Consider the following 20,950-nt stretch of genomic DNA (forward strand, 5'->3'; position numbering starts at 1 on the left):
ACGGTCCTGGACCGGGGCTCAGGCCCCGAGGGCGCGGTAGCGGGCCAGGCGGGCGGCGCGGCGGGCGGCGCCGTCCTGGCCCAGCAGGGCGGCGATCTCGTGTTCGAGCGTGCCGGCCACCCGGCGGCAGAACGCCTCGGGCTCGTAGACCGCGTCCGGCAGCTCCGGGATGATCCGGTCCACGATACCGTCGCGCCGCAGGTCGGCGGCTTTCACACCCTGCGCGGCGGCGATCTCCGGGGCGAAGTCCACGCTGCGGTAGAGCAGCGCGGAGGCGCCCTCGGGAGGCAGCGGGGAGAGCCAGGCGTGCTGGGCGCAGAGCACCCGGTCCGCCGGGAGCAGGGCGAGTGCCGCACCGCCCGCCCCCTCGCCGAGCAGCAGGCAGACGGTCGGGGCGTCGAGCGTCACCAGTTCGGCCAGGGACCGGGCGATCTCGGCGGCCAGGCCGCCCTCCTCGGCCGCCTTGGAGAGCGCGGCCCCGGAGGTGTCGATCACGGTGACCAGCGGCAGCCCCAGCTCCGAGGCCAGGCCCATGCCCCGCCGGGCGACCCTGAGCCCGGCCGGGCCGAGCGGGGCCGCCGTCCGCCGCCGGCTCCGGTCGTGGCCGAGCACGACGGCGGGAGCCGCGCCGAACCTGGCCAGCGCGATGAGCAGGCCGGGGTCGCTCTCCCCCGCGCCGGTGCCGTTGAGCGGGGTGACGTCACAGGCGCCGAACCGGAGCAGCTCCCGCACGCCGGGACGGTCGTCTCTGCGGGAACGGCCGATCGCGTCCCACGCCCCGACCGGCTGGACGCGCCCGCCGGGCTCCGGTCCCGGCCGCAGCCCCGCACGCGGGGCGCACAGTACGGCGAGCACCCTGACGGCGACCTCCCGGACGTCCTCGGCCGAGACGACCGCGTCCACCAGGCCGTGGGCGAAGAGGTTCTCGGAGACCTGCACCCCCCCGGGGAAGGGGTAGCCGTGCAGCGACTCGAACACCCTCGGGCCGAGGAATCCGATCAGCGAGCCCGGCTCCGCCGCGGTGACGTGCCCGAGCGAACCCCAGGAGGCGAGGACGCCGCCGGTGGTGGGGTGGCGCAGGTAGACGACGTACGGCAGGCCGGCGGCGCGGTGGGCGGTCACCGCCGCGGTGATCTTCACCATCTGGACGAAGGCGAGCGCCCCCTCCTGCATCCGGGTGCCGCCGGAGGCGGGGGCGGCCAGCAGCGGGAGCCGCTCGGCCGTGGCGCGCTCGACCGCGGCGGTGAGGCGTTCGGCGGCGGCCGCCCCGATCGATCCGGCCAGGAAGGAGAACTCGCAGGCCACCACCGCGACCCGGCGTCCGTCCAGCAGCCCCTCACCGGAGATCACCGACTCGTCGTATCCGGTCCTGGCGCGGGCCGCGGCGAGTTCCTCCTCGTAGTCCGAGCCCGGTGGGGCGGGGTCGGCGGGTGTCTCGTCCCACGACCGCCACGTTCCCGGGTCGAGGACGGTGTCGATCAGTGTGCGGGCGTCGGGCCGGACGGGGTTCACGGGCGGAACCCTCCGGCTCGGTCGTGATGCCGTGATAAGTGCGATGGGGATGTCAACCTTCACGTTCCTCCAGCCAGGTGAGCACCGTGTCGTTGTGCTGGCCGAGAGCGGGTGGGGCGCTGTGGCGCATGGGAGGCTCGCCGTCGAAGCGGAGCGGCGGTCCCGGCAGCTCGATGGCGCCCAGCACGGGGTGGTCCACCTCGACCAGCAGCCCCTGGGAGCGGGTCTGTTCCCAGGTGTAGACCTCGTCGATGGACCTGATCGCCCCGGCGGGTATGCCGATCCCGTCGAGCGCGGCCAGCCAGTGGGCGCGGTCGTTCTTGGCGAGCACTCGCTCGATGTCGGCGATCAGCTCGTCCCGGTGCGCAAATCTCTCCTGATTTGTCACATATTTCGGTATATCTGGATCGATATCGAGCAGGGTGGCCACCTTCCGCCACTGCACGTCGTTGGCCACCGCGATCTGGACCATGCCGTCGGCGCAGCGGAACGCGCCATAGGGGGCGATGGAGACGTGGTGGTTGCCGGAGCCCCGCTGCACCTGACCGCCGACCGTCCAGGCCGTGCCGTGGTAGGAGTGCACGCCGGTCACCGCGGCCAGCAGGGAGGTCCGCACGACCCTGCCCCGCCCGGTCCGCTCCCGCTCGTAGAGCGCGGCGACCACACCGTAGGCGCCGTGGATGCCGCCGAGCAGGTCGGCGATCGAGGCGCCCACCCGGTACGGCTCGTCGGACGAGGGACCGGTCAGGCTCATCAGGCCGGCCTCCCCCTGGGCGATCTGGTCGTAGCCCGGCCTGCCGCCCTCCGGGCCGTCGTGACCGAAGCCGGTGATCGACAGCACGACCAGGCGCGGGTTGAGCTCGTGCAGGCGCTCGACGGGAAAGCCCAGCCGGTCCAGAACACCGGTGCGGAAGTTCTCGATCAGCACGTCGCTCTGCCGCACCAGGCGCTCGATCAGGCCCCTGCCCTCGGCGGACTTGAGGTCCACGGCGACCGACCACTTGTTACGGTTGGCGGCGAGGAAGTAGGTGGAGATGTCGCCGCCGGGACCGACGAACGGCGGCCCCCAGCCCCGTGAGTCGTCGCCCGTTCCTGGCTGCTCAATCTTGATCACCCGAGCGCCCAGATCACCGAGCATCTGGGCGGCGTGCGGTCCCGCCAGCGCGCGGGACAGGTCGAGGACGACGATGTCGCCGAGGGCTCCTTGCAAGATCAACCTCCGTCGGTGGTCGCCGAGCCTAGCCGAACCGCGGCGGGAAGAGTACACCCGCCGCCACCGGCCAGCCTGCCAGGCGGCGGTCACCGTTCCGCACCCAGGTGGGCACATCCGGTGTCTCCCCCCGGAGGCCCCGGGAGCGGAGGCTGTCACCATGGACGGGTGGATGCGATCGTCTCCTTCGAGGACCTCGCCGGTGCGATCCGGGAGCTGCCCCCATCGTGCGGGCCGGTCCGGGTCGTCGCGGTGGACGGCCCCGGCGGATCGGGCAAGACCACCTTCGCCGGACGGCTCGCGGAGGCGCTGGAGGCTCAGGTGATCCACAGTGACGACTTCCCCGTGCCGTGGGACGAGCCGCCCGCCACGTGGTTCGGGCACGTGGAGACCCAGGTGCTCGGCCCGCTGGCGGCCGGTGAGGCGGGGTGCTATCGGCGCTACGACTGGGTCGGCGGCGTCTACACCGGCCGGGTGGACGTACCGGTCGCGCCGGCGCTGATCCTGGAGGGGGTGAGCACGGCCCGGCGTACCGCCCCGGCCGCCTTCACCGTCTGGGTGGAGGCGCCTCGGGAGATCCGCCTGGCCCGCGTCCTGGCCAGGGACGGCGCCTCGCTGGCACCGCAGTGGCGGCACTGGATGCGGGCCGAGGCCGAGTGGTTCGCCGCCGACGACACCCGCTCCCGCGCCGACCTCGTGCTCGACGGCGCGGCGGTCCCCGGCGAGTTCGTCGCGCTCTGAGGCCCCGCCCCACGGTGGGCGAACGGCGCGGGGGCCGGGTGCCGGAGACGGGCCGCCGCGCCGTCACCGCCGCCGGGGAACGCGACACTACGGCCACTGCGCGGGTTCGGCTCTGCAGGGCGCGTCGCCACAGGCGTCGACGACCATGCCGTCCCTGAGGAAGTGGGCCTTCTGCGCGCGGGCCTCGGAGGCGTTGCGCGGGTCCTGGTGGGGGTCCCTGCCGTACTGCGGGCCGAGCGGCGGGACGTTGGCCGTCGGCGGGGCGGGCGACCCGCTGTCCCAGACGATCAGGGCCGATCCGGCGTACGGCCCGCGGGGCAGGGGCTTGATCCCCCAGAACGGCGTCACGTCGGGGCTGCGCCCGGCGGCGAGGGCGGGCTGGTGGATCCGCGCGCCCACCGTCCGGGCCTCGACCTCGGCGGTCACCGTGGAGACCTGGTGGTCGCCGAAGGCGACGTGCAGCAGCACACGGTGGCGGGGCGAACCGGGCAGCGGGTCGTCGGTCAGATGCTGGGCGTAGCCGTTGGTCTCGGCCCGGTCCCAGAGCATCTGGACCAGGGCGAGACAGAGTTGCTGGGTCAGCCTGTCGGGGTAGGAACCGTTCATGATCCGCTGAAACGGCTGGAAGTCCACGCTGCGGTTGAGCAGCGTGCTGTAGTTCATCCCCGCCACACCGAGCACGGCGTTGCGCACGTCGGGGGAGACGGCGACCAGCGCGCCGCCCTCGACGGCGCCCTGGCTGTTGCCGTCGTAGGCGAGACCGGCCCGCCAGTCGATCAGCGACTCGCCCCGCTCGTCGCGGAAGGCCTTGTCGCTCGCGAAACCGTCCTGGCTGATCATCGCCCGGCCCAGCAGGACGAAGTTCAGCAGGCCCTGCTGAAGCCGGTCTGCGACCGTGCCGAACCGGGAGAAGTCCTCGAACACCTTCGCCACGTGCTGGATGTCCTCATCGGACATGCCGATCCACCTGGTGGCGCAGAAGGCGAAGCCCTGCTCCCCGGCCATCCTCCGCACGTCGCGGGCGCGCACCTCGGTATGCCTGCCGAGCAGGCCGTGGCCGTACAGGGAGGGGTGCGCCGGGCGTTTGAACGCCGAACGCGGGATCTCGCACTGGTAGCGCGCCCTCAGCGTGTCGCCGAGCGGGCGCGGCAGTCCGCCGGGACCCCGGTTGAGGTTCGACCCCGGCGGCCCTCCGGGCTTGTCGAGGTAGTTGGGCACCAGGATGTCACCGGTGACCTCGCGGGCGATGTCGGGGTCCTGTCCCACGGTGAGGTCGATGACGGAGTCGACCGTGAAGCCGGGTGAGCCTCCCTTGAGCGTGCGCAGCGTCTGGTCCCGCATGCTCAGTACGGGGCCGGCGATGCCCTGCTCGTCGGCCACGGTGAAGTCCCAGGCGAGGTGGAGTCCTCCGGCCTCCACCCCGGCCCTGGCGAGGACGGCGAGCGTCTGACGGAGCGCGCGCTGCCGTGCGGCGAGCGCGTCGCCCGGGGGGAGCTCGTCTCCCAGCAGCCTGGTGAAGGTCTGCGGGGCCGGGATGTTCTCACCCCCGGCGTTCTTCAGGCCGCGCAGCGCGACGGCGTAGCGGCGGCCCTCCAGGAAGTTCTTCGCCGGCCTGATGATCAGCATCTGCCGGGCCGGGTCGGTGGCGCCCGCGTCGAGTTCGGCCCAGTAGGGCCAGCGCTCCCCGGTCACCGTGTCGACGATCACGATGGGGGCGTCGAGGCGCAGGGACCACCCGATGTCGGTGACGGGCGCCACGCCGGACTTGGCGAGGTCCACGCCGGGCACGTGGGCCAGCAGCATGGAGCCCGGGGAGAAGCCGTCGGCCGTGTTCCAGAGCGCCGGGTCGATCGGGGTGCCCGCCGCGTTGCGGGGCATGGCCCCGGCGGAGAGGTTCACCCGCAGCCCGGTGGAGGTGGGCGCCTTCGTGGTGAACCAGTCGTTGGGGAACGGCAGCAGGCACTGCGCGCCGGCGATCGGGTCGCACCCGGCCTCGGCCGCCGGGGCGGGGGCCAGGGGTGCGGCGACATCGGGAGCGGACGACGGGTGGCCCAGCAGTGACACCGAGGGCACCGGGGACGCCTCGGACGTCGCGGGCGGCAGGGACACGGCCGCCGCCATGGCCAGCACGAGACCGGCCGCCGCCATCCGCACGCGCATGGCCCTCCCTCCTCGAACCTCGCTGATCGGGCATCGCGCCGATAGCCGCAGCAGATCGTAGGACGGGGCGCACGTCAATGGAGATCAGGAAACCGGTTTGTGATGGTACGTTCCACCCCCGGCCGACTCACCCACCCGGACCACCGGCCCCACTCAGAGTCACCCTCCTGTCACCGAACGCCCGCGACCGGCCCCGTCCCCCGCGGCTCGGCGGGACGTCGGATGACGTCAGATGAGGTCCACCTCCGCGTACGGCAGACCACCCGACAGCGAGGGGAAACCGGGGCCCCGGTCGAAGAACGGGACGACGGCCGGCCGGAGCGCGCGGAGCTCGGCTCGGCGCAGGGCGGTGGCCTCGGTGTCGACCCGGACGTCGTCCGGCGGACCGTACAGGACGACCCCGTAGTCGTCGCGGGCCCCCTCCGCCGAGACCTTGCCGTCGCGGACGTCGGCGGCCACCAGGGCGGGGTCGCGGTCCAGCGGCGACCCCCACCCGCCGCCGCCGGTGGTGCGCACCCGGATGACCTCGCCCGCGCGGACCGGCGAGTCGTCCACGAGACCCTCCATCCGCCTGCCCTCGATCTCCACCAGGAACGGCCGCCCCGCCCCGCCGCCGTTCACACCCCAGCAGGACAGGATCGAGCGGTCGGCGACGGACATGAACGAGGCGTCGCGGAGCATCCGCAGACGCTTGTCGTAGCCGAGACCTCCCCGGTGGAGACCGGGACCGCCGGAGTCCACGGCCAGGCCGAGCCGTTCGACCCTGAACGGCCAGCGGGACTCGGCGAACTCGACCGGGATGTTACGCGAGTCGGGGACCACGTGGATGGTGTCCTCCCCGTCGGCGTACCACCGCCCGCCGGAGCCCCCGCCGAGAACCTCCCGCATCAGGTACGGCCTGCCGTCGACGTCGTCGCCGTGGACGCCGGTGTAGCGGATGGTCTCCTGGTCGGCGGGCATCCGGCCGCCGGTGGCCTTCGCGAGGACCCCCGCGAGCACGCCGAGCAGCCGCAGGATCACGAACGTCCGGGCGTTCGTGGGCGCCGGGAAGACCGGCGTGAGCAGCGTCCCCTTCGCCGGGAAGCGCATCTCGACGAGCGGCACGACACCCTCGTTGACGTCCAGCTCCGCCATCCGCTCCGGGGTCTCGGCCAGGTTCCGCAGGATCGGCGCCAGCCACTTCTTCAAAAACACCCCGTCCGCGTAGTCGCCCGCGTGGTTGATCGGCCCCTTGGCCTGCGGCGACGTGCCGGTGAAGTCGATGAGCAGCGGCGCCGGCGCGCAGTGGTCGACGGTGAGGGTGATCCGCTGGGTGTGCAGGCGCGGCTCGTCGACGCCGTCGTGCTCGGCGTAGTCCTCCCACACGTAGGTACCCTCGGGGATCCTGTCCAGCAGCTCCCGGCGGAACGTCTCGGTCGTCCTGGCGACGATCGCGTCGAAGCACGCCTCGACCGCGGCACGCCCGTAGCGGGCGAACAGCTCCCCCAGCCTCCGCGCGCCCATCAGGCAGGCCGAGCACTCGGCGTCCAGGTCACCGGCGAGCGAGTCGGGCATCCGGGAGTTACGCGTCATGATCGTGAGCGCCGCCCGGTTGGGAACGCCCGCGTCCCACAGCCTGATCGGCGGGACCATCAGGCCCTCCTCGAACACGCTGCGCGCGTGCGAGGGCATCGACCCGGGGACCGCCCCGCCGATGTCGTCGTGGTGCCCGAACGCCTGCACGAACGCGACCACCGCACCGTCGTGGAAGACCGGGACCGTGACGCACAGGTCGGGCAGATGACCGATGCCGCCCTCCGACAGGTAGACGTCGTTGTGGAAGAACACGTCGCCCGGGTTCATCTCCTCCACGGGGAAGTCCCTGACCACGGGCTGGACCAGCGCCGAGTAGGACCTGCCGGTCAGCTTGCGCAGCCGTACGTCGTGGATGCCCGCCCGGAAGTCGTGGGCGTCACGGATCATCGGTGAGCGGGCCGTGCGCGCGATGGCGGTCTCGACCTCCCGCTCCACCGACGCCAGGGTCCCTTCGACGATCTCCACCAGCACCGGGTCGGCGCCGCTCCCCGGCCGTCCGTCCGCGCTCACCGGCGCACCTCCAGATTTCCGAACGCGTCGGCGGTGGCCGTGAAGCCGGGGTGCACGGGCAGCGTGGAACCGTACTCCTCGATGACCGCGGGGCCGGAGACCGTCGCCCCGGCCGCCAGGTCGGCGCGGCGGTGAATCGGCGCCGGCCCCCACGCGTCGTAGAAGACCTCACGTCTCCCGGGCGGCCGGGGGTCCGCCGTGCCGTACGGCCTGCGCCCGACGGCCGGGCGGGTGATCGGGCCGATACCGGAGACGCGGAGGTTGACCCACTCGACCGCGTGCCGGGGGTCGTCGCGGTAGCCGTACCCGTAGAGCCTCCGGTGCGCCAGGTGGAAGCGGTCCAGCACCTCGGCGCGCCACGCCTCGTCCAGCGGCCCGGCGGGGGCCGGCACCCGGACCTCGTACGCCTGGCCGCAGTAGCGCAGGTCGGCGCTGCGCGCGTAGACGTGCCGGTCGGCGGTGAACCCCTCACGGTCCAGGGCCCGGGCCGCCTGCCCCTCCAGCTCGCCGAAGATCTCGGCCGCCGCGCCGAGGGAGAGGTCCCGGGTGACGAAGGTGCGCACGTAGTCGTTCTTGACGTCCACGGTGAGCAGGCCGAACGCCGACACGTTGCCCGGGTCGGGCGGGACGATCACCGACGGCAGGCCGAGGATGTCGATCAACCGGCAGACCAGGAGCGGCCCCGAGCCGCCGAAGGCGACCATCGGGAAGTCGCGCACGTCCAGACCCCGCTTGACGGTGAGCCGCCGAATCGCGTTGGACTGGTTGAACGCGCTGATCTCCAGGACGCCGGCCGCGGTCCGCTCGGGGGTCAGCCCTATCCTGCCGGCCAGCGCCTCGATCCCCCGCCGGGCCGCGTCGGCGTCGAGCGGGATCTCCCCGCCGAGCAGGCGCGGCGGGATTTGGCCGAGGAAGACGTGCGCGTCGGTGACGGTGACCTCGGTGCCGCCCCGGCCGTAGCAGAGCGGGCCCGGATCGGCCCCCGCCGACCGGGGGCCGACCTTCAGCGCGCCCTCCGGGGAGATCCACGCGACGGATCCGCCGCCCGCGCCGACGGTCACGATGTCGATCATCGGGATCCCGCAGGGGTAGCGGCCGATGCCGCCCTCGGTGGTAAGCGAGGGTTCGCCGTCGGCCACCACCGCGACGTCGGTGGAGGTGCCACCGCCGTCCAGTGTGATCACCGAGGGGTGCCCCGCGGTGGACGCGATCAGCGCGGCGCCGAGCGCGCCCGCCGCCGGCCCCGACAGAACCGTGGTGATCGGCTGGTGCACGACCTCGGCCGCGGAGAGCACGCCGCCGTTGCTCTTCATCACCGAGAACGGCAGGCTCCGCCCGGCCGCCGGGCCCGGCGCGGCACTTCCCCCCCGGCGCCTCGGCCGTCTCCGGGGGTTCCGGTGCCCGGCTCAACCGCTCCAGGCGCTCGGACAGGGCGGCGAGGTAGCGGCGCATGGTGGGCTTGACCGCGGCGTCCACCAGGGTTGTGACGGACCGCTCGTACTCGCGGTACTCGCGCAGCACGTCGCTGGAGATCGAGACGACCGCGTCCGGGTGCTCTCGTCCGAGGACCTCACGCATGCGCACCTCGTGCCCGGGGTTGGCGTAGGAGTGCAGGAAGCACACGCCGATCGCGGTGATCCCGCGCTCCCGGAACCAGCGGGCCGCCACCACGGCCTGCTCCTCGTCGAACGGCCGCACCTCCGCGCCGGTGTGGTCCAGCCGCCCGCCGACGGTCCTGACCCGGTGCACCGGGACGATCCTCGGCGGCTTCACCCAGAAGTAGGAGTTGCCGTAGCCGTCGGGAACGCTCTGCCTGGCGATCTCCAGGATGAACTCGAACCCCTCGGTGGTCACGAAACCCAGGTCGGCGACGCGGTCCTCAAGGAGCTGGTTGGTGGCGACGGTGGTGCCGTGCACGACCGCCGTCACGGCCGCCGCGCCCGCCTCCACCAAGACCTTGCCCACCCCCTCCATGAACCCGTCCGCCGGGTCGGCGGGGGTGGAGGGGGTCTTGGTGGTGGTGGTGATCTCGCCGGTCTGCTCGTCCACCGCGACCACGTCGGTGAACGTGCCCCCGGTGTCGACTCCTATACGGACGCTGCGCATGCCCCCGTGTCTACCCAGCCGGACCGCGTTCCCAAATCGGCGGACCCTGCCGAAGCTGCCCCGGTCCGTTGGGCACTGTTGGCGGCACCGCCCCCGGCACCGCCGACGCCCCCGTCGGCGGCACCGTGGCGCGTGTCAGCGGCGGCGGGGGCCCATGGTGGAGCCGATCACCGCGTCCGCGTCGTGGGAGTGCACCTTGGCCGCGAGGCGGATGGCCATCTCGTTGGTACGGCGCAGCTCGGCCTCGACCCGGTCCTTGCCCGACTGGCCGACCTGCACACCGAAGTAGGCGCCGATGATCGCGCCGGAGACGCCGACGAGACCGGCGAACGGGGCGGCCGAGTCGCCGCCGTGTATCGCGACGACCGCGAAGGCGATCAGGATGACCAGCAGGCCCGTGACGACGACGTAGAACCCGTAGCGCCAGCGCGCCGCCTCCGCCTTGGCGGCCACGGCCTCGTCCTCCGTCATCATCGCCGCGAGCGCGCTGGGGATCTCGACGGTCTCACCCGGCTGCGTGGTGGGGGGCAAGGCGGAGGACGTCGCCGCGGGCGTCTTGTTGAGGGGCGGGGCAGAGGTCTTGGCGGTCGTCACAGGTTCTCCCACTTTTCGAAAGGCCAGTATGAATCTCCCACGCTTTTCCCAATCAAGCCAAGTCAGGCTCTGTACCGCAGGATCCGACATTCTTACCAGCTCACCGCCTGCCCAAACTCTGACATCCGACCCAGTAGGCTGGCGCCCCGTGATCGAACTGTCCGCGCTCTCCGCCGTCCCCGCCGGAACCAGGGACGGGGTGCTGCGTTTCTACTTCGGCCCGATGGACTGTGGCAAGTCCACGCTGGCCCTGCAGATGAACTACAACCACCACCGCCAGGGGAGGAACGGTCTGGTGCTGACCAGGCACGACCGCTCCGGCGGCCCGCAGGTGACCAGCCGGATAGGGCTGGGCAGCGAGGCCGTCGAGGTCGAGGAGGACCTCGACCTGGTCGCCCTGGTCCGCTCGCACCACCGGGTCGACTACCTGATCTGCGACGAGGCGTGCTTCTACACCGTCGCCCAGATCGAGCAGCTGGCCGACATCACCGACGACCTCGGCGTCGACGTCTACGCCTTCGGTCTGGCCTCGGACTTCCGGTCACAGATGTTCCCCGCCGCCCAGCGGCTGTTCGAGCTGGCCGACGAGATCAACCGTCTCCAGGTCGAGGTGCTCTGCTGGTGCGGCCGGCCCGGCCGCCTGAACGCCCGTGTGGCCGGCGGCAGGCTGGTCCGCACCGGCGAGCAGGTGGTCATCGGCGACATCGGTGACGGCGGTGGCACGGACGAGGCCCCGATCCGCTATCAGGTCCTCTGCCGCCGTCACTACCGCTCCGGCGACCTCGGCGACTCCTGAGGGTCCCACCGGCCCTCAGGGGTCCGCGGCGATCTCTTCGAGCCGGGCGGCCAGCTGGGCGGGCTCGCCGTCGACCAGGGCGGCCACCCCACGCCACCAGGCGAACCACTCGCCGCTGCGCCACATCCAGTCGGCCTGCTCGATCGCCGTGACGACCTCGCCCCTGACCCGCCAGGGCCCGCCGACCTCGTCGGCCGTGGCCCCGTGCCGCAGGGCCCAGGCCCGCAGCGTCTCGGCGGCCGCGGGCTCCACCGGCCGCGCGTAGGGGTCGGGGTCCTCCCCGCCCAGCGGGTGCGGGCCGAGACCGGCCGCCACGCCCCAGCTCCACTGGGCCTCGGCCGGGCGGGAGTAGCGCAGGGAGTGAAAGTCCAGGTTGGAGCCGAGCTCGCCGTCCTGACGTTCGACCACCACCGCGTCGAGCCGGCCACCCGCGTCGAAGGAGATCACGATCCGCCGCCCCGGGACGGCGTCGGGGGGGAGCTCGACCCGGTCCTCGGCCTGCCAGGAGTTGAGGTCGGCCGCCGCGGTCGGCCGCCCCCAGACCTCGTCCGCGGCGTCGTCGGCGATCCAGGCGGCGAGCATCTCCAGCACGGTCAGGTCGCTCCACGGGTCGATCGCGGTCGCGGTGCCCAGCACCTCGTCCGGCGAGGGCAGCTTCTCCCCCCGCGCCCGCCGCCACCACTCGTCGCCCAGGTCACGGGTGCCGACCAGCAGCCCGGCCAGCGCCGCGAGCTCGGTGGACCGGCGGGTGAGGGGGGCGCCTCGGGCGAGGCCGGCGCAGTGTGCGACGCGGCCGGCGCCGAGTACGGCCCCCGCCTCGCCGAGCAGGGCCACGGCGTCGAGTCGCTCCTCGCCCAACAGGTCATGGATCAGTCTTCTGGCCTCGGTCCGAGCATCCTCCGCACGTGCCTCGCGCATACCGGCCAGGCTACGCCGCGACTCCGGCCGGCGCGAGGTTTCCGCGTCCGGGGCCGGTGCCGCCGGGCCCGGAGACCGCGGCCCGCGAGGGGGGCGCCGAGCGCGTGGCACCGCTGGAGACTCAAGCCCTCCTGCCGGTACGGCCGAGCAGCCAGCCGATCACCGCGCTGCCGAGCGCGACGCCCGCGCCCATACCGAACGCGGCCAGAACCGGCCACGCCGGGCCCGGTGTCCTGGGCTGCCCGGCGGGACGCTCGAAGACGCGCCCGGTCCCGGCCCGCTCGGCCTCGTCCCCGTCCCCGTCCCCGGTCCTGCCCCTGTCCTCGGTTCCGGTTCCGGTTCCGGTTCCGGTTCCGGTTCCGGTTCCGGCGGGGAGGGAACCGTCCGAGAGATGGCTCTCGACGGCGGAGAAGAACTCGCCGGCGGTCTTCTTGGCGACCGAGCTGAGCATGCGCTGGCCGACTCCCCCGATCATGCCGCCGATCACGGCCTCGGCGTCGTAGTCGATCCGGGTGCCGCCGCCGACCTCGCTGAGCCGGACCCGCACGGTGGCCTCCACGGTGCCGGGGGCGCCCTGACCTCGGGCCCTGAGCACGAACCGCTGGGGGGCCTCGGGCTCGGACAGGGCGACCTCCCCCTGGTAGACGCCCCTGATAGAGGCCACCCCCGCGGTGACCGTCATCCGGTAGGTGTCGGGCCCCGTCTCCTCCAGGCGCTCGCAGCCCGGAATCGTGCGCGCGAGCACGGCCGGGTTCTGGAGCGCGGACCACACGCGATCTCTGTCGATGCCGAGCACGGCACTGCCTGCGAGCTTCACATCAGCACCCTAGGCAATCACCCGCCGGATGGATAACAGCAACATCTGCCCGCCGGCGGGGCGTGCGGTTGTCACAGCACGGCCCCGGCACGGCTCCGCTCGGGCGACGTCCGGACAACCTGTTCGAGCGGTGTCTTCAGGCCACGTGTCCAGGTGGTGCGTTCACTGGCGCGTTCAGGTGGCGCTTTCGGTGGCGCGGCGCCCGCCGGCCCTCAGGGGCGCCCCCACCTCGTGCAGGTGCCGCAGCACCTGGCCGTAGGAATCGGCCAGCCCGCACTCCAGGTAGGGGATCTTCAGCTCCGCGCAGTACTCCCTGACGATCGGCTGGGCCCGGCGCAGGTTGGGGGTCGGCATGCCGGGGAACAGGTGGTGCTCGATCTGGTAGTTCAGGCCGCCCAGCAGGGTGTCCACCACCCATCCGCCGCGCACGTTGCGGGAGGTCAGCACCTGGCGCCGGAGGAAGTCGAGCTCGTCCTCACCGGTGAGCATCGGCATCCCCTTGTGGTTGGGGGCGAAGGTGCAGCCCAGGTAGACGCCGAAGATCGCCTGGTGCACCAGGAGGAACACCACCGCCCTGCCCGGCGACAGCACGGTGAACAGGGCGGCCAGGTAGGCCGCGACGTGCGCGAGCAGCAGCCCGGCCTCCAGCGCCCGATGCTTCAGCGAGGGGCGCCTCAGCGCCCGGAAACTGGCCACGTGCAGGTTGAACCCCTCAAGGGTGAGGAGCGGGAAGAACAGGAACGCCTGCCTGCGGCCGATGAACCTGGGCAGCCCCCGGCTGGCCTCGGCCTGCTCGACCGACCAGACCAGGACGTCGGGGGAGACGTCGGGGTCGTGCTCCTCGTGGTTGGGGTGGGCGTGGTGGCGGGTGTGCTTGTCCATCCACCAGCCGTAGCTCATCCCGATGCCGAGGTTCCCGACCAGCAGGCCGGCGGCCTGGCCGGCCCGGCGGGTACGGAAGACCTGCCGGTGGGCCAGGTCGTGCGCGACCAGCGCGACCTGGGCGAACACCAGTGCCAGGAAGGCCGCCACCAGAAGCTGGTACCAGGAGTCGCCCACCACGAAGAAGGCGGCCCAGCCGGCGACGAACAGGGTGCCGACGAGACCGAGCCGCAGGGTGTAGTAGCCGGGGCGCCGGTCCATCAGCCCCGCCTTGGCGATGCGGCGCGACAGGCGTGCGAAGTCGCTGCCCCGCGCCCCGTCCCCGGCACCGGCCGATCGGTCCGCGGGGCCGATCACGGTTGAGTTGGTCACGCTTCTCCTCGGTTGAGCCGGATCACTGCACAGCACTACATCAGCCTTGCGCGCCGAATAACCAAATAACTGGATAAATCCACGAACAGCCCGGGGAATAGGGTCTTCACAGAATTCCGATATTTACCATGACCACGCACCCCTGCCCCCTCCCCAGCTCACAGTAGTGCCGCCCCCCCTCGGACGCGCATCACCTCAGATCAGATCGGCCGGAGCCGGATCGGGGCCCGGCGGGCAGCCCAAGGGACACAAGACCACATAGCACCCATCTACTCGCGAAAGCGATATTCCCGACAGATGATCTGATGAGCGTTTCACTGGCTGGTTCGAGCCCCCGCTGCTGGCAGGATGGTGGCCCATGGCATCGGGGACGTCATGGACGATCAGGGCGGGGGCCGCGCTGACGGCGCTGGCGGCGAGCGCGGGATGCGCGGCCGGCCCCCGCGACGCGGGCCACACTCCCGGCGAGGAGACCGCCCCCGCCTCTCCCCGCGTCACCCTCCACCCCACCGTCTCGCCCACCCGTCCGCCGGGACCACCGGGCGCGCTGCCCCGACCGGGAGAGGTCGGCCGGATCCCCCGGCCCGCGGACGGGCTGCCACCGGTGATCAGCTCCATCCCGACCGAGCGAAAGGTCGTCTTCCTCACCATCGACGACGGCTGGGAGCAGGATCCGGGCTTCCTCGCCCAGGTCCGCGACCGGCGGATCCCGGTCGCGGCCTTCGTCACCCGCGACGCCGTGGAGGCCAGGGGCGCCGCCGACCCGACCGTCCAGGGAGGCAGGTTCCTGGGGGCGGGCAAGTGGGGCTACGTACGCGCCCTGCGCGACGCGGGAGCGATGATCGAGAACCACACGCTGACCCATCCGAACCTGACGGCTCTCGGCTATGAGGGGCAGCGGGCCGAGATCTGCGGCGCCTCCCGGCTGATCCGCAGGCGGACGGGGATCTCGCCCACCCTCTTCCGCCCGCCGTTCGGCAACCAGAACGTCCTGACCCGCAGGGCGGCCAAGTCCTGCGGGGTCCACGCCCTCCTGCTCTGGACCGCCACCGTGCAGCCGGGCGGGAAGATCGCCTATCAGGTGCCCGACAAGAGACTCCGCCCGGGTGACGTGCTGCTGATGCACTTCCGGCCCAACCTGTCGCGGGACTTCCGCGTCCTGGTCGACAAGATCAGGCGACGGGGCTTCGAGCTGGGCAACCTCGACGCCTACCTGAAGGCCGCGACCGGATAGCCCGCCGCCGACCGCGGCCCCGCGCTCCCCCGCGTTCTCGCGCCCCCTCCCGCCCCCGGCCCGCACACACCCACACCTCCGTCCCTCCCCGTCTCCGGCGAGGGACGGGGCCGGGGTCCGCCGCCCGGCGTACCCCGAGGTCACCCCAGCGGCTGACGCCCGGCCGGCACCGCGTGCCCCACCATGGGTCATGTGCTCGCGGGGACCGCTGCCCGGCGAGCGCTCCCGGAACGGAGGGCGCCACATCCGCTCCGTCCGGGACGCCCGGGAACCGTCCCGGGCGGCGGGGGGGGGAGAGCCGGCGCCGCGAGCCCGAGGGGATGATCCCGGTCCGGCCGGGAAGTGCGGTCCCGCACCGGACCATGTGACGAGGATCGCAGGGGCTCGCGGCGCCCCCCTCTCCCGATGCTCTACAGCTTGTAGTACTACTGTTGGTAGAACTACAACTTGTAGAGCTCCATATCCGTGAGGGGAAGATGGACGCACTGGACCTGGCACGGTGGCAGTTCGGGGTCACCACCGTGTACCACTTTCTGTTCGTGCCCCTGACGATCGGCCTCGGGGTCTTCGTCGCAGGACTGCAGACGGCATGGCACCGCACCGGCAAGGAGCACTACCTGACGCTCACCAAGTTCTTCGGGAAGCTCTTCCTGATCAACTTCGCGATGGGCGTGGTCACCGGCATCGTGCAGGAGTTCCAGTTCGGTATGAACTGGAGCGAGTACTCGATCTTCGTCGGTGACGTCTTCGGCGCCCCGCTGGCCCTGGAGGCGCTGCTCGCCTTCTTCCTGGAGTCGACCTTCCTCGGCCTCTGGATCTTCGGCTGGGACAAGCTCCCCAAACGCGTCCACCTGGCCACCATCTGGGCGGCGGTCATCGGCTCCAACCTGTCGGCCTACTTCATCCTCGCCGCCAACGCCTGGATGAAGCACCCCGTCGGCTACGAGGTGGTCGACGGCAGGGCTCGCATGACGGATCTGTGGGCGGTGCTCACCAACTCCACCGCGCTCGCCCAGGTGCCCCACGTGGTGGCCGCGGCCTTCGTGGTCGCGGGTGGGTTCGCACTGGCGGTGTGCGGCTACCGAATCCTGCGGGAGCGCCGGAACGGTCCCGGCCGGCGGAGCCGGGTGGACGTGTGGCGGACCCCGATGCGGGCCGCGCTGGTCATGACGGCGATCGCGGGGGCCGTGGTCGCGGGCAGCGGGGACATGTCCGCGAAACTGCTGTACGAGCAGCAGCCGATGAAGCTGGCCGCCGCCGAGGGGCTCAGGCACGACACGGCCGCCGCGCCGTTCTCGCCGGTGCCCGGGGTGGAGATCCCCATGCTGCTGAGCTTCCTGTCCACCGGCGACCCCGGGGCGGTCGTCGGCGGCACCGAGGACCTGCAGGCGCGGTTCACCGAGCGGTTCGGCCCCGCCGACTACCGGCCCAACCTCCCGGTGGTCTTCTGGTCCTTCCGCGTGATGATCGTCTTCGGCATGACCACGGTGGGCCTGTCCGTTCTCGGCCTCTGGCTGACCCGCCGGCGCCGCCGGAACCCGGGGCCGCCGCGCGAGATCCCCGCGTGGTTCGCCCGCGCCTGCCTGCTGGGGCTGCCGCTGCCGACCGCCGCGATGACCGCCGGCTGGCTGCTCAGCGAGATCGGCCGCCAGCCGTGGACCGTCCAGGGTGAGTTGCTGACCGCCGCGAGCGTGTCGCCGGGCGTCGGCCTGGGCGAGGTGGCCACCTCACTGGCGATCTTCACCGCCCTGTACGGCGCGCTCGCGCTGGCCGAGGCCGTGCTGCTCGTCCGCCACGTCAAGGCGGGCCCCGAACCCGCCCCGGCCGATCCCCCCCGCGTGCCGCCCTCCGGCTGGGGCGCCGACGCCGGGGACGGCGGGGAGACGTCCCCGCTGCTCCAGCCGACCCTCATGTACTGAAGGCGGAGACGATGGAACTCACCACGTTCTGGTTCGCGGTCATCGCGTTCCTCTGGACCGGCTACTTCGTCCTGGAGGGGTTCGACTTCGGTGTGGGCCTGCTGCTCCCGGTGCTGTCGCGTAACGAGGCCGAGCGCCGGCAGGTGCTCGGCACGATCGGCCCCGTCTGGGACGGCAACGAGGTCTGGCTGATCACCGCGGTGGGCGCGATGTTCGCCGCCTTCCCCGCGTGGTACGCGGGACTGCTCAGCGAGTTCTACCTGCCGCTCGTGCTGGTCCTGGTAGGGCTGATCGTGCGCGGCGTCGGCCTGGAGTGGCGGGGCAAGGTCCACCACGCCTCCGACCGCTTCTGGTGCGACCTGGGCATCCTGGTCGGCAGCGGTCTCCCGGCGTTCCTCTGGGGCGCGGTCTTCGCGGACCTGCTCCGGGGCAGCGCGACGGCCGCGCTGGTCGGCGGGGTGTTCTCACTCTCCCTGTGCGTGCTGCACGGCGCGGTCTTCCTCACGCTCAAGACCTCGGGCCCGGTGCGCGCCCGGGCCCGCCGTACCGCGATGGCCGCCTCCGCGGTGGCGCTGCCCGTCGCGGTGGTGGCGCTGTCCAACATCCCCGCCGCGGGGGAGGGCGGCACCGACTGGGCCGCCTCCCCGTGGCTCTGGGCGTGCTCGCTGGCCTCGATGGCGGCGCTGGCCGCCGGGACCGCGCTGACCTGGCGCGGCCGGGACGGGTGGGCGTTCACCGCCACCGCCTCGGCCGTCGCGCTGGGCTCCGCCGCCCTGTTCGGCGCCCTCCGGCCCGCCCCGCTGCCCGGCCTGACCGTCGCCGAGGCCGCCTCCGGCCCCTACACGCTGGGCATGCTGACCTGGATCGGGCTGATCGCGCTGCCCTTCGTGCTCGGTTACCAGGTCTGGTCGTACTGGGTGTTCCGCAGGCGCCTGACCGCCGAGGTGTCCTGACGCCGCCGGTCCCGCCGGGCCGGCAGGGGCCCGGCGGGATCGGCGGCGGAGAGTCCGGCGGAACCACCACGAAGAGCCGGGTGCGATCGGGCGGGACCGTCACGGGGGTCGGATGCGATCCGGCGGGACCGTCACGGAGGGCCGGGCCGGGTCCGGGAGGCGCCCCGGCGCAGGTCGAACAGCTCCGACGGAGAGATCGGCATCCTGTCGATCCGGATCCCCTCGGCGTCCTCGACGGCCGAGGCGATGACCGCCGACACCGGGATGACGCCCGCCTCGCCGGCGCCCTTGACACCGAGGGGGTTGAGCGGGGACGGGGTCTGCAGGTGGGCGGTCTCCACGAACGGGATCTCCGTCGCGTAGGGCATCAGGAAGTCCATGAACGAGGCGTTCAGCAGCTGGCCGTGCTCGTCGTAGACCATCCGCTCGTACAGCGCGCCGCCGACGCCCTGGGCGACACCGCCGTGGATCTGCCCCTCGACGATCATCGGGTTGATCAGGTTGCCGCAGTCGTGGACGACCGCGTAGCGCAGGATGCGGATCTCGGCCGTCAGCGGGTCGGTCTCGACGATCGCCGCGTGCATGCCGGAGGCGAAGGTCGAGCGGATCGGCGAGTAGTAGTCGCGGCCCTCAAGTCCCGGCTCCTCCCCCTCGGCGACCGGCGGCCTGCCCGGGGACGGGGTGCCCGCGAACTGGGTCGCGCGGACCGCCTCGGAGTCGAAGGCGTAGCGCAGCGGGTTGGACAGCACCGCCACGGTCGCCAGCGGGATGGAGGCGCCGGGCGAACCCACCACCCGCACCTCACCGTCGACGATCTCCAGGTCGCGCGGATCGGCCTCCAGCGCCTCCGCGGCGATCCGCAGGGCCTTCTCCCTGACCTTGCGGCACGCCAGCGCGATGGCGTTGCCGCTCATCACCGCCGCCCGCGAGGCGAACGTGCCGACCGCGTAGCCGAACCTGCGGGTGTCGCCGGTGACCACCGAGACCCGCTCCAGCGGCACGCCCAGCTCGGCCGCCGCGACCTGGGCGAACACCGTCTCGTGCCCCTGCCCCTGGGAGGTCAGGCCGGTGGAGACGTGCACCCGGCCGTCGGAGGTGATCTGGACGTGACCGCCCTCGTACGGCCCGACCCCGGTGCCCTCGACATAGCAGCCGAGGCCGATCCCCAGGCTGCGCCCCTCGGCCGCGGCGGCGGCCTTCAACCCGGGGAAGGAGTCCCAGCCGATGAGCTCCTTGAGCATCCGCAGCGACCGGGGGTAGTCGCCGCTGTCGTAGATCAGCGGGCGGCCGTCCTGGAAGGTCATCCCCTGGTCGTAGGGGAACTCGTCCGGCTGGATGAAGTTGGCCTCGCGCACCGCCGTGCGATCGGCCCCCAGATACTCGGCGATGTGGTCCATCGTCCGCTCCATGCAGAAGACGGCCTGCGGGCGTCCCGCGCCCCGGTAGGGCGTGACCTGGACGGTGTTGGTGTAGACGGAGGAGAACTCGACCCGGTAGGCGCCGATCCTGTAGGGGCCCGGGAGCTGGGTGGAGGTGATGATCGGCACGATGATCCCGTACGGCGTGTAGGCGCCGTGGTCGTGCAGGATGTCCACCTCCAGGCCGAGCACCCGGCCGTCGTCGTCGAAGCCGACCCGGACGGACTGCGCCTGGGCCCGCTCGTGCGCGGCGGCGACGAAGTGCTCACGCCGGTCCTCGGTCCACTTCACCTCCCGGCCGAGCCGGATGGCCGCCCACGGGACCAGCACCTCCTCCGGCCACGGATGCACGATCTTGACGCCGAAGCCGCCGCCCACGTCGGGGGCGATCACCTCGACCTTGGGCAGCGGCAGGCCGAGTTTGGCCGCGATCGCCATCCGGACGCTGGTGGAGGTCTGGGTGCTCGAATACACGCGCAGGGACTCGTCGTCGGCGTCCCACCGGGCGTACACGCCCCGCCCCTCCAGCGGCATGGACGCGCTCCGCTCGATGTCGAGCCGGAAGGCCAGCGTGTGCGGCGCGGCGTCGATCGCCTCCCGCGCGCCGAGCCCGGCCGCCGAGGGCACCTCCTGCACCAGGTGCGCGCCCACGTTGCCCGGCACGTCGTCGTGGACGAGCCGGGCGGACTCCGCCGCCGTCGCCAGGCCGACCACCGGCTCGCGGATCTCGTAGTCCACCCGGACGAGCCCGCAGGCGTCCTCGGCGAGATAGCGGTCGCGGGCGACGACCATCACGACGGGCTCGCCGACATGCCGGACGACGTCACGCGCGAGCGGCCGGGCGGTACGGCCGTGGGTCAGCGCCGGGTGCGGGATGAGCAGCGGCAGCGGTTCGGCGAGCGGGGCCGGCAGGTCCTCCCAGGTGTAGATCGCCACCAGGCCGTCCACGTCGATCGCGGCCGAGACGTCGATGTCGCGGATCAGGGCGTGCGCGTGCGGGGACCGGACGAACGCGACCTCCAGCGCGCCCGCGCCGAGATCGTCCACGTAGCGTCCACGCCCGGTCAGCAGCCGGGGGTCCTCCCGGCGCCGTACCGGCTCGCCGAACAGCTTGGTCGTCATGTTCTTCCCGTCCGGCGGCTCACCGGTCTCCGGCGCCCCGGCGCCCCCCGCCTCCCGGGGCTCCCGGGGTTTTCCGGGACTCCGGGAGCCCCGGACCCACCCGGACTCCCG

The 20,950-nt window shown here is 72.7% G+C and carries 15 protein-coding genes and 1 pseudogene; 5 read left to right on the plus strand and 11 right to left on the minus strand.

The annotated features are described in order from the left end of the window. Positions 1 to 18 precede the first annotated feature (18 nt). Entirely contained in the window at positions 19 to 1,512 is a 1,494-nt protein-coding gene (locus tag ABZ194_RS01885; protein WP_355590858.1) for a carboxyl transferase domain-containing protein, read from the minus strand. A gap of 52 nt (positions 1,513 to 1,564) precedes the next feature. Beyond that, a complete protein-coding gene (locus ABZ194_RS01890; protein ID WP_355590861.1) occupies positions 1,565 to 2,722 on the minus strand; it encodes a CoA transferase in 1,158 nt (385 codons plus the stop codon). A 168-nt stretch (positions 2,723 to 2,890) separates the two neighbouring features. Here ABZ194_RS01890 and ABZ194_RS01895 point away from each other — a divergent pair, with 168 nt between their 5' ends. Continuing rightward, a complete protein-coding gene (locus ABZ194_RS01895) occupies positions 2,891 to 3,463 on the plus strand; it encodes a hypothetical protein (protein WP_355590864.1) in 573 nt (190 codons plus the stop codon). 87 nt (positions 3,464 to 3,550) lie between these two features. Here ABZ194_RS01895 and ABZ194_RS01900 read toward each other — a convergent pair whose 3' ends face one another. The 5 genes and pseudogenes from ABZ194_RS01900 to ABZ194_RS01920 form a co-directional block, all read right to left on the minus strand. Next, a complete protein-coding gene (locus ABZ194_RS01900; protein WP_355590867.1) occupies positions 3,551 to 5,623 on the minus strand; it encodes a hypothetical protein in 2,073 nt (690 codons plus the stop codon). 228 nt (positions 5,624 to 5,851) lie between these two features. Next, positions 5,852 to 7,708: a hydantoinase B/oxoprolinase family protein gene (locus ABZ194_RS01905; RefSeq protein WP_355590870.1), complete on the minus strand. Its 1,857-nt coding sequence runs from the start codon at positions 7,706 to 7,708 to the stop codon at positions 5,852 to 5,854. Continuing rightward, a complete protein-coding gene (locus tag ABZ194_RS01910; RefSeq protein WP_355591471.1) occupies positions 7,705 to 9,021 on the minus strand; it encodes a hydantoinase/oxoprolinase family protein in 1,317 nt (438 codons plus the stop codon). The genes ABZ194_RS01905 and ABZ194_RS01910 overlap by 4 nt, the downstream gene beginning before the upstream one ends. A gap of 304 nt (positions 9,022 to 9,325) precedes the next feature. After that, positions 9,326 to 9,814 (minus strand): annotated as a pseudogene (locus ABZ194_RS01915) (hydantoinase/oxoprolinase N-terminal domain-containing protein); the annotation flags it as partial. Between the two features lie 135 nt (positions 9,815 to 9,949). Next, positions 9,950 to 10,408 (minus strand): hypothetical protein, encoded by a 459-nt coding sequence (locus ABZ194_RS01920; protein WP_355590873.1) that lies wholly within the window; start codon positions 10,406 to 10,408, stop codon positions 9,950 to 9,952. Between the two features lie 148 nt (positions 10,409 to 10,556). Between ABZ194_RS01920 and ABZ194_RS01925 the strand changes: the two genes are divergently transcribed. Then, positions 10,557 to 11,204: a thymidine kinase gene (locus ABZ194_RS01925; protein ID WP_355590876.1), complete on the plus strand. Its 648-nt coding sequence runs from the start codon at positions 10,557 to 10,559 to the stop codon at positions 11,202 to 11,204. Between the two features lie 15 nt (positions 11,205 to 11,219). Here ABZ194_RS01925 and ABZ194_RS01930 read toward each other — a convergent pair whose 3' ends face one another. The 3 genes from ABZ194_RS01930 to ABZ194_RS01940 all read right to left on the minus strand — a co-directional run bounded on the left by ABZ194_RS01930 (position 11,220) and on the right by ABZ194_RS01940 (position 14,082). Then, the gene (locus ABZ194_RS01930) at positions 11,220 to 12,122 is read right to left on the minus strand and encodes a hypothetical protein (RefSeq protein WP_355590879.1); all 903 of its coding nucleotides are present in this window, start codon (positions 12,120 to 12,122) and stop codon (positions 11,220 to 11,222) included. A 121-nt stretch (positions 12,123 to 12,243) separates the two neighbouring features. Then, positions 12,244 to 12,939, minus strand: coding sequence for a carbon monoxide dehydrogenase subunit G (locus ABZ194_RS01935; protein WP_355590882.1), 696 nt, complete (start codon positions 12,937 to 12,939; stop codon positions 12,244 to 12,246). A 174-nt stretch (positions 12,940 to 13,113) separates the two neighbouring features. Beyond that, a complete protein-coding gene (locus ABZ194_RS01940; protein WP_355591474.1) occupies positions 13,114 to 14,082 on the minus strand; it encodes an acyl-CoA desaturase in 969 nt (322 codons plus the stop codon). 469 nt (positions 14,083 to 14,551) lie between these two features. On the opposite strand from ABZ194_RS01940, the gene ABZ194_RS01945 reads away from it, so the two are divergent. From ABZ194_RS01945 to cydB, 3 genes are all read left to right on the plus strand, one after another. After that, on the plus strand, positions 14,552 to 15,427 hold the full coding sequence (locus tag ABZ194_RS01945; RefSeq protein ID WP_355590885.1) for a polysaccharide deacetylase family protein: 876 nt from the start codon (positions 14,552 to 14,554) through the stop codon (positions 15,425 to 15,427). Between the two features lie 476 nt (positions 15,428 to 15,903). Next, positions 15,904 to 17,346, plus strand: a complete 1,443-nt coding sequence (locus ABZ194_RS01950; RefSeq protein WP_355590887.1) for a cytochrome ubiquinol oxidase subunit I — start codon at positions 15,904 to 15,906, stop codon at positions 17,344 to 17,346. Between the two features lie 11 nt (positions 17,347 to 17,357). Further along, on the plus strand, positions 17,358 to 18,299 hold the full coding sequence (cydB, locus tag ABZ194_RS01955; protein WP_355590890.1) for a cytochrome d ubiquinol oxidase subunit II: 942 nt from the start codon (positions 17,358 to 17,360) through the stop codon (positions 18,297 to 18,299). A 131-nt stretch (positions 18,300 to 18,430) separates the two neighbouring features. Here cydB and cutA read toward each other — a convergent pair whose 3' ends face one another. Beyond that, complete coding sequence (cutA, locus tag ABZ194_RS01960) at positions 18,431 to 20,839, minus strand: aerobic carbon-monoxide dehydrogenase large subunit (protein ID WP_355590893.1); 2,409 nt, start codon at positions 20,837 to 20,839, stop codon at positions 18,431 to 18,433. Positions 20,840 to 20,950: the final 111 nt, after the last annotated feature.

The organism is Streptosporangium sp. NPDC006007, assembly GCF_040614315.1.
In the GTDB taxonomy this organism is placed as follows: domain Bacteria; phylum Actinomycetota; class Actinomycetes; order Streptosporangiales; family Streptosporangiaceae; genus Streptosporangium.

Bases quoted from the DNA above. Each gene is read 5' to 3' on its own strand.
- cutA (WP_355590893.1), bottom strand. From the start codon at position 20,839: ATGACGACCAAGCTGTTCGGCGAGCCGGTACGGCGCCGGGAGGACCCC.
- cydB (WP_355590890.1), top strand. From the start codon at position 17,358: ATGGAACTCACCACGTTCTGGTTCGCGGTCATCGCGTTCCTCTGGACC.
- ABZ194_RS01930 (WP_355590879.1), bottom strand. From the start codon at position 12,122: ATGCGCGAGGCACGTGCGGAGGATGCTCGGACCGAGGCCAGAAGACTG.
- ABZ194_RS01900 (WP_355590867.1), bottom strand. From the start codon at position 5,623: ATGCGCGTGCGGATGGCGGCGGCCGGTCTCGTGCTGGCCATGGCGGCG.
- ABZ194_RS01950 (WP_355590887.1), top strand. From the start codon at position 15,904: ATGGACGCACTGGACCTGGCACGGTGGCAGTTCGGGGTCACCACCGTG.
- ABZ194_RS01940 (WP_355591474.1), bottom strand. From the start codon at position 14,082: ATGGACCGGCGCCCCGGCTACTACACCCTGCGGCTCGGTCTCGTCGGC.
- ABZ194_RS01910 (WP_355591471.1), bottom strand. From the start codon at position 9,021: ATGAAGAGCAACGGCGGCGTGCTCTCCGCGGCCGAGGTCGTGCACCAG.
- ABZ194_RS01945 (WP_355590885.1), top strand. From the start codon at position 14,552: ATGGCATCGGGGACGTCATGGACGATCAGGGCGGGGGCCGCGCTGACG.